Origin of the sequence: Psychrobacter sp. ANT_H56B, assembly GCF_008369245.1 — a bacterium.
Classification (GTDB): Bacteria; Pseudomonadota; Gammaproteobacteria; order Pseudomonadales; family Moraxellaceae; genus Psychrobacter; species Psychrobacter cryohalolentis.
In genome coordinates, this window is record NZ_VOBF01000001.1 from 552496 (window position 1) to 564134 (window position 11639).

Consider the following 11639-nt stretch of genomic DNA (forward strand, 5'->3'; position numbering starts at 1 on the left):
GCTATGGTAAATTAATCATGGGGATACATCTAAAAAATATGTGCAAAGACCAATCAGATTAAGGAGCGTAAACTACTTCGACGCCATCATCATCGTCATCGCTATCATCAAAATCGTCATCCGACAAATCCGTACCTTCACGCGCCGCTTTACGAGCAGCACGATACGCTTCACGCTGGGCTTCAGTGTTTAGACGAACTTCTGCCTCTAGACGCTCAAATCGCGCTTTTTGTGCATCAGCAAAGATAGGATCTTCGATTTCACGTTCGCGTTCACGCTCGATCTCATTCATCAAGTGGTACTTGATAGCATCGACACCCTCACCTGTTAAGGTGGCGGTACGGAAAACGATACCTGTCCAGCCAAGCTCTGCCACAATATGGGTACAAAGCTCATTTAACTCTTCTTCAGGCACTTGATCGATTTTGTTTAATACCAAAATCTGTGGCAAATTGGCCAGTTCAGGTGAAAAACGCTCAAGCTCATTTAAGATAACGCGAGCGTTTTCGACCGGGTCGCTGCCATCGATAGGCTTGATATCAACCAAGTGTAACAGACGACGCGTACGAGCGACATGCTTTAAAAAGCGAATACCAAGTCCCGCACCTTCTGAGGCACCTTCGATCAAGCCTGGAATATCGGCCATAACAAAGGAACGATGACGACCAATATCAACCACACCCAGATTAGGAACCAGCGTGGTAAATGGATAGTCAGCTACTTTTGGTCTAGCAGCAGAAACTTGGCGGATAAAGGTCGATTTTCCTGCGTTAGGTAAACCAATTAAGCCAACATCAGCCACTACTTTTAGCTCAAACTTAAGAACTTTTAGTTCACCTTCAAAACCTGACGTCGCTTTACGCGGCGCTTGGTTGGTAGAGCTTTTGAAATGGGTATTACCCAAACCACCATCGCCGCCTTTGGCAATCAGTAAAGTCTGACCAATTTCAATCAAATCACCCAATACTTCATCTGTCTCGGTATCAACAACCGTCGTACCAATAGGCACTGGTAAGAAAAGATCATCAGAGCCTTTGCCTGAACAGTTTCTACTATGACCGTTCTCAGCACGCATAGCGTCATGACGACGGGTATAACGATAGTCAACTAGGGTGTTGGTATTATCCTCTGCAATGACATAAACATCGCCACCCTTACCACCATCACCACCATCAGGACCACCGCGCGGGACATATTTTTCTCGGCGAAAACTGGCGATTCCGTTACCACCGTCACCTGCTTTTACCGTTACGACGGCTTCATCAATAAATCGCATCTTACTTTCCTTTATTTACACTCTAGTTTATAAGCTTAATGACAGTCATAGACCGCTTCTTTTGCCTATAGTTATCTTTTAAAAAAATGGCAGACTTTCGTCAATATTGCTCTACATCATTGCTTTATTCATGACAATAACACCCGATGACCAATCGGACTATCGGGTGCTGTAGATATTACCGCTAAAACCATATCCGTTTGTTTATATAACTAATGACCATCGCTCTACTCTTTGAATCAAAGCATTATGACCGAGTCATTGCTGCTATACAAACGTATTAAGCTGGAATCTGCGCATAACTGATACCTGCCATTTGCGTTGCCAAACGTAATACTTGCGTGCTATAACCAACTTCGTTGTCATACCAAATATAAACGATAGCATGATTATCCGTCAAAATAGTCGCTTGGGCATCAACGATACCTACATGTGTATCACCGACAAAATCCGTTGATACCGCTTCTGTAGAATCCGTGTAAGCTATTTGTGTTTGCCACTGGCTACTATTTGAAATTTTGCGCATAAACTCATTTAACGCATCAGCACTAGCTGGCGCAGTTTTAAGATTTAAATTCAAAATCGCTAAGCTAACGTTTGGTGTCGGTACACGGATGGCATTGCCCGTCAATTTACCACTCAGCTCTGGTAGCGCTTTCCCGACTGCCTTTGCTGCACCAGTACTGGTGATAACCATGTTCAATACCGCACTACGACCACGGCGATCTGCTTTATGATAATTATCAATTAAATTTTGATCATTGGTAAACGAATGAATGGTTTCAACATGCCCATTTTCGATACCGTACTCATCATTTAATACTTTTAACGTTGGGGTAATCGCGTTAGTAGTACAGCTCGCCGCACTAACGATAGTGTCATCGCCGACCGTATTATTATTAACGCCATATACGACGTTTTTAATTTCGCCGCCAGCAGGTGCCGTTAATAGCACTTTTTTCACACCAGTCGATTGTAAATGCTTACCAAGACCAGCCTCATCTTTCCAGATACCCGTATTATCAATGACCAGTGCATCGTTAATACCATAAGCCGTATAATCAATCTCGCTTGGGTCTTTGGCATAGATAACTTGCACAAAGCGACCATTAATGATCAAACCATTGTTTTCATCGTCAACAATCACGCCGCCTGCAAAACTACCGTGAATCGAATCGCGCTCTAGCAATGACGCACGCTTAGCCAAGTCGCCTGCTGCTGCGGGACGTACTACGATGGCTTTTAGCTGCATGCCCTTGGCACTTGAGGCTTGCGATAACAATAAACGAGTTAGGATACGACCGATACGACCAAAACCATATAGCACCACATCTGCTGCGCCATTGATAGCCGCTTTAGTATTATCAACAGACTGTAATGCCGATTGGATATCACTGTCATTAGAGATTAGCTGACCAACATCAATACGGACAGCTGGCAGATTTTTATTCTCTGCTAACACTTTAACCATCGCTAAAGTATCAGCGATATCAATCGCATGAGCACCTTGATCACGCAAAGCAACTTTTTGATGCAGCGCCAATATTTGACCCACGGAATTGCTATCTAGCGTATCACCGAATAAAGTCACTTGCACATCTTGCTCATTGTAGAGCTTGTTCAATAGCCCCATGAGCTCAATCGCTTGTTGCTCTTGGGTGTTATAGTTGCTCAAATGGTCTTGATGTAATTGGCGTAAGGTATCAGCGTTACTCACGAGAAACATCCTTATGGTCAGTATTGGGGAATCAGTAAAATAGGAAGAAATATTATTGAATAGGGTATATACAGTCTATGTACTCACTCAGATATGCTAACAGACGACTGCTGTCATCGATTATTATCATAGGAGTCTGTAGATAAGCTAGATTTTAGCTTAAAACGCCTTATTTTGCTAGTGATAACAAATTTGTATGAGTCATAAGCTATTTGATGACTACCGATTTAGCATAATAAAACGGGTTATTACGATAAAGGCAGCATATTATGCTGCCTTATTATCAATCCACTTAAACAATGATAAATACAAGAGCCATGATAAATAAAGGCAATATAAACCATTATCAGACTTTTATGGAATCAAATCCACCGTCTGCTTACTCTGCGACGTTAATTTAAATTCTTTCAAATCATAACCCTGTTGCTGGGCAATTTGACGGTATTTGGCATAAGTTTCTTGGCTTACGTTTGGCGAACGAGCCAGCAGCCATAAATACTTTTTATCAGGTGTGCCAACCAGAGCAGTTTTATAATCTGGATCACGTGCCAGTACCCAATAGTCAGCTCGCCCTACCGGTAACCAACGAATCCACGATGGCAAAAAGGTAACTTTTAGTTTGCTTCCTGTCGCATCAGCAGGTTTTGCTAAGCCTTCAGCAATAATGTTCGAGCCATCTTCAGCCTTACACTGATTGATAACTTTGATACCTGAACCATCAGTTTTTTCAACATAGTTAGCCGTCACATCGCTGGCACAGTTGCGCTGAAAATACATCGGCAAACGACCGATCTCATACCAAGTACCAGCATATTTATTGAGATCAACGCTATCTACCGTAGTCGGTGTACTAGCAGATTTATGAATAATACTGCTAGGTTTAACCGTGAGCACCTCTGCCGTTACATTGGTCATGTGCTTGCTAGCAACCGCTTGAGTCATAGACGGTGTCGCTGCATAAGCAGAAAATGCTGCTAACGGTATGATAATAGCTAAGGCTATTCCAGTATGCTTAATAAGACCATTCATAAATATACGCTCTGGTATCTCTGCAACGCTTGCTGCGTTTTTAGGAGATATGATGTGAGGTGGCTCGACTATGGATTGCTCAAATTCTTTGAAGATACTTGTCTTAATACAATCAACTTCAGCTGTACTGGCGTTAAAGGTGCTGTTATCAATTAAATTAGAGTTAAGTACACTTACATGAGTTTTTTTGACACATTTATAATCAAAAAAGCTGGTTTGTTGTGACATATCTTGTGCCAGAGTTTCTAAATATTCTTCACTAAAACCTACATTATTATAGCTGGCGTCATTACTGGCACGGTCAATATTACCTGCTGGTGTTGCCTGATCTTTATTCATCTGATACTTAGGTAGCTGGTCAGTATGCGGTGATTGAGAACCAGCTGCCTCAGAATCAGACCATACTGACTTCGGTAACTTATTGGTTTTCATAGGGATACCATTTTATTAACAGTGATTATTAGGAGCGATCTATTTACTTATAGACATTTATTCATACCATTGTTATTTATAAGAGCGGCACAAAACGATTTTCACCCACTGGCCCTACAACAAAAAATGAATGGAAGTTAAATTGGCTATTACTTTTAACATCGTAGTCATTAAAAGTCTTAACAATTAATAAGTCTATAAAAGCTTGATTTAGCGCCCTTCGATAATTAATGATTCATAGTAATGGCAAATCCCTAATCAAAACAGTGTAGCAATGTAGGAAAACGCAACTGTTTGTAAGTAATTCTGTTTATAAGATATGGGAAGTTACATTTTTATTAACCGATAAAGAATATTCAAATCAATTACTTATCTAGTGCTATTTTTCCTCTGAGAATTTTTTTATTTGACCTATCATGCTCTGGTTTTAGCGGTGTTCAAATGGCAGCTTGATGCCCAAAATTGTTATAAAAATGCGGGTAACAATAGTACCAAAAACTATTTTAAAAACTGGCGAATTCCAGCAACAGCAACGCCTCCATGTAGTACGGCTTGTTTATACATCATAGGCGATAGTCCACCTAAACCGATAACTGGCATATCCGCTAATTTTGCTAAATTTGACCACGCCTCCCATCCTAATGCCGGTGTATCAGGATGGGTTTGGGTACACTCAACAGGTGCCAAGAAAATACCGATAACGGGTGGCAACTGCTGCTGTAATCGAATATACGCCAGTTGATTTGCAGCATTGATGCTATCTACATCATGACAACTAACGATTAATGGCAAGCTTGTAGACAAGGCAGAGTAAGACATGGGCTCCTTAGCTACTCCGCTTGACCATTGCATAAGCTGTATCTGTGTTAAATGACTTGCTATTATTTGATTATTTGCTTCTACATTGTCTGCTTTGTCCATATCTAAGTGGTCAGGAGTAATCGCTTGAATATCAGGACGTAGTTGTAATAGCTGCTTGATACTGTTTTCTGTCCCTGCTGCTTTTGTTCGCATATAAACCCAAGCACCAGCCGTTATATGCTCATGATGATACTGTAACCATGCTGCCATAGGATTAGAGGCAGCATCAAAATGCGATAATGGATGAGTAACTGTTATCTGCATTGGTAATTGTAACCATGCAAGAATCGTCTTATTGGCAGCAGGCAAGTCATAATGTCCTGCTAGCAGCTCGGCCTTCTCTACCCATGTTAGCTTTTGTCCTTCTAGTCCATAGCTGAGATTTTTATATTGCGCATATTGTTGTGCAGTCACTTCAATACGGTAGACCTGTAAGCAGACCTGCTTATCACCATAGTCATGATGCAATCGACCCAGTTTAACTGCCGTATTATTAGCAATATTGATGCCTGTCTCTTCAGCAACTTCTCGTATCAGCCCTTGTTTTGCTGTTTCATGAGCGTCTATCTTTCCGCCTACAAACTCATAACGGTTGCCTTGATGCTGAGAAGCCGCTCTAAATCCTAGTAGATATTGATCCTTATAATGAATAACGGCAACCGCTACATTGACTGTCGTTATTGAAGTGTTTTTTATAGAGTTACTTTGTTCGACTGTCATCTTATTTTCCTTTAATGCTACTGAGATTGATGGCTAAGATTGTTCGAATGAAAAAAACGGTTAGATAAGTTTACATAATCGCTGTTATTTATTTTATAAATTTGCTTGCAAAATCATTCAATCTAAATGATAATTATTATCGTTAATAAATTATATTCTATTAGTATTTATTGTTTTGAATATTTGCTACTTTGCTATCAAAAGGAATTTACCATGAGTCTTGTTATCTCTCGTTATTTGAACTTCCGTGAAAACCGTCTACCTACTTTACAATCACAGCACTTGTTTGCTTTGACTAAGGAAGTACGTATTGAACATGAAGGCGAAGAATATCGCCTACGCTTAACACGTAATAATCGATTAATTTTAACCAAATAAATTCTCTTAATGCTCATAAAAAAACGCCTTTTTATAAAGGCGTTTTTTATTTGATCAAATAGTGTTGATAGATTACTTTATAAGCCGTCACTTCCGGTCAACTAATCTGCCCAGCTGCCCATCTATTAAAGTCACAGCAAATATGAGGGTAGATATCTAAGTACAACCTTTAGAACTGCCAACTATAAACCACATCCACGGCATTTTCTGCTGCTGACGTTGCCTCTACATAGATACGGCGGGTCAACTGGTAACGTATCGACAAGCTGTTCTGCGCATTAAAAACGCCCACACCATAGCGGATATATAAGTCAGGGGTCACATAACCGGTGACATTGACGTTGGTATCTTCACTGCTGCCTGAAGCATCAACCGTTAAGCTTTGGAAGCCAAACGCTTGACCGATTTGATTGGTCAAATTACGTGTGCCGCTCAGCCCAAAGCTGAGTCCAGCGGCCGCTAAGTTATTGGTGACTTGAGATTTAAAGCCTTGCTCACTGATTTGAGTGGCGCTTTGATTATTAATACGACCCGTGACCAAGGCATTCATTGCTTGCTGCTGCGTAAGCCCCGCATTATTGAAAACGATGATATTAGGGCTTTCAGTATTACCTTTGACACGGACACCGACTGTTTTACCACTGATATTTTTGACCGCTTCGATACTTAAACTCGGTTTCATCACATCGCCGTTAAAGCGCACTTGACCATAGTTAAGCTCTAGGTTTTGACCAAAAGCATTAATATTGGTACGACGTGAGACCTGTACCACCCCTTTTGCACGCATGATGCCTGTACCGCTTTGCGTAACATGAATGGCACCTGCTAGAGGAATCACGGCACCAAAACCACGGAAGTTGATGTCATTACCCAAATCGATACCGATATCAGCATTGATTGACCAAGGTTTTGAGATAGCTAAAACCTCATCAATATTGCCGATAAGACGACGATCAAGTACGACAGCGTCTTCGGTCTGAGTAATAATATCTTCACTGGCCTCTGGCGGACGAATGGTCGCTGATGGCACACTGACTGCCCCAGTGATATTGACGTAGCGATCGGAAGGACGCACGATAATATCGATATCAGGATCAACACTCGCCACCAATAATGGCGGCTGGGTCAATATCAAACCTTTACCATCTATACTCAGCTTAGCCTGTAGCTTTTGCTGCCAATTGACAGTACCAGCAACCGTCCCTTTCCCTGTACCACTATTGAACCTACCATCGATCGTTGCTTGAGTACCACGGATTTTGGCAGTGGCATTCACTTTGGTCAAATTGACCGGCAAATCAAGCATCGCCATGCGACCATTCGCTAACTTCACATCGCCATAAAACTGTGGCTTATCCAGTGTGCCGCCCAAACCGCCTGCCATAGTGATGTTGCCTTCGAGCACGCGCATACCAGGGAAGAAAGGTTTAAAAATAGCCAAATTAAGCTCATTGAGCACCAGCGCACCTGATATAGGTTTGGGCGTCTTATATGGATCAACGATCACTTCTGCATAACCACGAGCACCATCACCCGTATTGATATCTGAGCGTATTTTTAGACCATTTGGTACAGACACCGCAATGAGCGAGATGCGCTTGTAAGGTAAGGTGACAGGCAAGCTATCACCATCTTGAATCAAGCCAATTTTACCGTTGTCAGAATACAGCGTGGTATTAATCGTTGGTGGACGACCACGTTGCCAGCCAACAATCGCTTTACCGTTAATCTTGCCATGCCAATCGATATCTTTTGGTAAAAATGCTGAAAATAGCGAGGTATCTAGTTTTTGTATCGCCAAATCAACTTGACCACCAGCAGCTGAAGCAATAAGGTTTTCACGTAAGCAGAGCTTTCCTGTTTGGTCAGTCGCCTGCCAACAATGTGCCGCCAGCTGTACTTTTAGCTCTGTGCTATTTTTACCTTGCTTCTTAGGCAAATTAACAATCAGCTGCGCTGGCTGCAATTGGTTTAAGGTTGCATATTTGGACTTAACTTGACCCTTGCCAATAACACCTGACCAGCTGAGCTTATCTCGATTAAAACCACCCTTAAGCCTTGCTGAGATACTGAGCTTCTCATTAAGCAGATCAAAATCAACTATGTGAGCTTGTTCAGTACCATTAAAGGTTGCATTAAAGTTTTTAAAATTTTGCCCCGCCGCTTCTAAGCCTTCGGCAGTGATAATAAACTGGCTTGGACTGTTTGCCAAGTTAACCAGTTTACCGCGTATGCGACCTTGACGTAATATAAAGCCTGGTAGCGTAATACGCTCACCAACCAAATCAACATAAATCGTCGGCAATGCTTGTCCTGCTGGCTGTGACAAGGTAGCACCGCCAGAGACTTTACCACCAAGCTTGTCTGAGAGCTGGTCAAGGCTTGTGATATTGATTTTGGCTTGTAGCTGTTTGGCATTACCATTGGCAGTGATGTAATTATTGCCCCAACGCAGTACTAAATTATTGGCATTTAAGCTTTCGATCAAAGCGTTCACTTGCTTATATTGTGCCTGCGCATCTTGCTTCTGCAAACGTTGAAAATAGCTTGCCAAGTCTTTTGGTAGATGTAGTTTGGCTGTCAAGCTGCCTTTGGCGCTAAGCGGTTGACCCTTTAGCATCCCATTCAAATTCACTTGCTTGATATTAATCGTCTGTTGGGTATCGCCCCAACGTCCACTGGTATCAATAGTGCCGGTAATCGTACTCGGTATGTCTTTGAAGAAATAACCCAAATTAAAGCGATCCATGACCGCATCAATATCCCAAGCAAGACCTTGGCGCACATCAACGGTGCCTTTAGCATCAATACTGCCTGCTGCGCCCACATGTCGGAAACGCTTGATGCGAATGAGCTGTGCATTACCACTGGCATCAATAGTCAGTTTACCTGCTGGCAATTGCTCAGCGTCTAAGACACCATCAAAGTTTACAACGAAGTTTTTCAGTACGCCTTTTGCCTTAGTATTATTCTTTGGCGGACTTTGCCACTCGCCAGTGGTTTTTAAATCACCAGTAATAATGGCGGCATTATTGGGCAAGAAATAACCCAAATTAAACTTATCAAAGCGCCCATCTAGCGTCCAGCCGATATTCTTTCTTAGGTCGATGACACCCTTGGCTTTGACCGCACCTGCTTCGCCATTATAATTTAACTTGCGAACACTGATCAGATTTGGCGTACCAGCGGCATCGATTGATAAACGACCTTTTGGTACATCAGCCGTGTCAATTTGACCATCAAAACGTGCATCAAAGACCGATAGCTTACCGCCGATAATATCAACACTGGCATCGCCGCCGCCAGTAATGCCGATAGCACGACCTTTTTGCGTGGCATCCAACTGCGCCTGCAAAGCGGTATTATTGAAACTAATAATATGCCGCTGACCTTTGACACGGTTTTTAGTGATATTCAGCAATCGTCCGCGGGCACTGATACGCCCAGTTAGGCGCTCAAGCGGTATATCACTGCGGTATTGCTTGGGCAATAAGCCATTAGTACGTGCATCAATCTGCCAAGTAAGCGGACGTTTTTTAGTGGCTAATTGAATCTGACCTGTCCCTGACAAATCGCCCACTACGCCTTTATAGTTTAGGCGGTTGATATCAATGATATTGCCAGCCTTACGAAGCCTTACATCGTAGTTACCTTTAGGCGCTGCATTCAGCTCATTAATAATGGCTTTGCCATCGACAGAAAGATTTGAGCCGCGAACAATCACCTTTGCTTGCCCACTAGGGCTATTGATGTTGCCGATATTAGGGATATTTTTACGCACAAGATTCTGCCATTTTGCATCAATATACAAAGGGGCAACTTGTTTAGATTTGGCTGAGGTTTTTCCACGGACAATATTGGCATTGACTTGCTCGCCATCACGCTGACGTAATGCGACATCCATTTCCATATTACCAGCAGTATTTTTATGCTGATAATGAACGGATAAGCGCCCGTTTAACTTTTGCGGGGCATATACTTTAAAGTCCGTATATTGTTTAGGAATGACGCGTCGTACATCAAAATTACTGCCGCTCGCTCTTATCTTTGCATCAAAGCTGCTGTTCCAATCCAAGATACCTTGCAATATCAAGTTGCCAGCGGCCACATCTGCATCTAGGCGATCAACACGTAGCTGACGATTGGCAAGAATGGCGCGTCCTTGGTAATGTCCTGAAGGAATGTCTTTAGCGGTCAATTCAGTGTTGATACGTAGGCGTATCTCTGAGATAACACCTGATGCAGTCGCGATGCCACTCTTTAAGTGAATGTTTTGACGGTCCGCATAAGGAACCAGAATGTCATCCCATTCAAGTTTTGCTTGAAACGGTGCATCAGGATCCAATCCCTGCACTACAAAGTCGCCGCTAACCGCACTATCATTGTAGCGGCTAATAACCTTGCCAACGGTGCGCTTTAACGTGCCTGTTGCGGTGATATTCAAGGGATCAATATAGGCTTTTTCTAAAGCACTGACCTCTACAATGGCACTCAAATCTAAAGGATAGTCGCCTTGCAAATTGGCATGACCCTCTAATGCACTGACTTTAACAATATCGCCATATTGCAAACTACCGCGACCAACCGTCACCATACTGCCAACCCACGTCAAATCGCGAGCTTCAATATCATGCACAACAATGGGGTCACGAGTTACTTGCTTATAAATGATGGTTTTTACTTTTGCATAATCAAAACGTAGATTAACCGGTAAGCTTAAGGTTCTATAATCGAATGCCTCACCTGTTGGTGGTTTTTTATTGATAATTTCAATGGTTTGTATATCCGCATCACGCAAATGTACTTCTTTGGCAAAGACGGCGCGCCAGCCTATTTTAACGTAAGCTTTATCTACCAATATCTCAAGATCTTCATTGGCAACAATATCGATATCAGTGAGCCATAGACCTTCGCGCAGATTGCCGCTACCGTATTTGAACTCAATACCTGTTTCTGCACTGATTTTCTCTAAGATAAACTTAGTGCCTGACTCAGTACCCGCCGCATATAAGAAGATAGCAAACATAATCGCTAGCACGATAAGAATCAGTACCAGCAATTTGAGCACAAAAGACAAAGGATACCAACGTCTTACGGCGCGGGCATCTCGTTGTGCTGGATCTTCATCTAATGGCTTATTAGGCAGGGTATTTTTGGTCGACATGACACTCAACTACGTTAAAGAATGATTACCAGCAATCGCTAGAATAATAATAAAAAGACAAC

6 protein-coding genes are annotated in these 11639 nt (G+C 42.3%); 1 reads left to right on the forward strand and 5 read right to left on the reverse strand.

All coding sequences use genetic code 11. From position 1 onward, the window contains the following. Positions 1-58: 58 nt before the first annotated feature. The 4 genes from cgtA to FQ082_RS02270 form a co-directional block, all read right to left on the reverse strand. Positions 59-1276, reverse strand: a complete 1218-nt coding sequence (gene cgtA, locus FQ082_RS02255) for an Obg family GTPase CgtA (RefSeq protein WP_011514008.1) — start codon at positions 1274-1276, stop codon at positions 59-61. Positions 1277-1556: 280 nt separating this feature from the next. Further along, complete coding sequence (locus FQ082_RS02260) at positions 1557-3002, reverse strand: glyceraldehyde-3-phosphate dehydrogenase (RefSeq protein ID WP_149491877.1); 1446 nt, start codon at positions 3000-3002, stop codon at positions 1557-1559. 345 nt (positions 3003-3347) lie between these two features. Next, positions 3348-4454: a lipocalin family protein gene (locus FQ082_RS02265; protein WP_149491878.1), complete on the reverse strand. Its 1107-nt coding sequence runs from the start codon at positions 4452-4454 to the stop codon at positions 3348-3350. A gap of 498 nt (positions 4455-4952) precedes the next feature. Beyond that, on the reverse strand, positions 4953-6035 hold the full coding sequence (locus FQ082_RS02270) for an NUDIX domain-containing protein (RefSeq protein WP_149491879.1): 1083 nt from the start codon (positions 6033-6035) through the stop codon (positions 4953-4955). 213 nt (positions 6036-6248) lie between these two features. Between FQ082_RS02270 and hemP the strand changes: the two genes are divergently transcribed. Then, on the forward strand, positions 6249-6413 hold the full coding sequence (gene hemP, locus FQ082_RS02275; RefSeq protein ID WP_149491880.1) for a hemin uptake protein HemP: 165 nt from the start codon (positions 6249-6251) through the stop codon (positions 6411-6413). 169 nt (positions 6414-6582) lie between these two features. Here the strand turns inward: hemP and FQ082_RS02280 are convergent, their stop codons facing one another. Then, positions 6583-11577: a translocation/assembly module TamB domain-containing protein gene (locus FQ082_RS02280; protein WP_149491881.1), complete on the reverse strand. Its 4995-nt coding sequence runs from the start codon at positions 11575-11577 to the stop codon at positions 6583-6585. Between the last annotated feature and the right edge of the window lie 62 nt (positions 11578-11639).

Coding starts and splice junctions, on each gene's coding strand:
- cgtA (WP_011514008.1), bottom strand. CDS start 1,276: ATGCGATTTATTGATGAAGCCGTCGTAACGGTAAAAGCAGGTGACGGT.
- FQ082_RS02260 (WP_149491877.1), bottom strand. CDS start 3,002: ATGTTTCTCGTGAGTAACGCTGATACCTTACGCCAATTACATCAAGAC.
- FQ082_RS02265 (WP_149491878.1), bottom strand. CDS start 4,454: ATGAAAACCAATAAGTTACCGAAGTCAGTATGGTCTGATTCTGAGGCA.
- FQ082_RS02270 (WP_149491879.1), bottom strand. CDS start 6,035: ATGACAGTCGAACAAAGTAACTCTATAAAAAACACTTCAATAACGACA.
- hemP (WP_149491880.1), top strand. CDS start 6,249: ATGAGTCTTGTTATCTCTCGTTATTTGAACTTCCGTGAAAACCGTCTA.
- FQ082_RS02280 (WP_149491881.1), bottom strand. CDS start 11,577: ATGTCGACCAAAAATACCCTGCCTAATAAGCCATTAGATGAAGATCCA.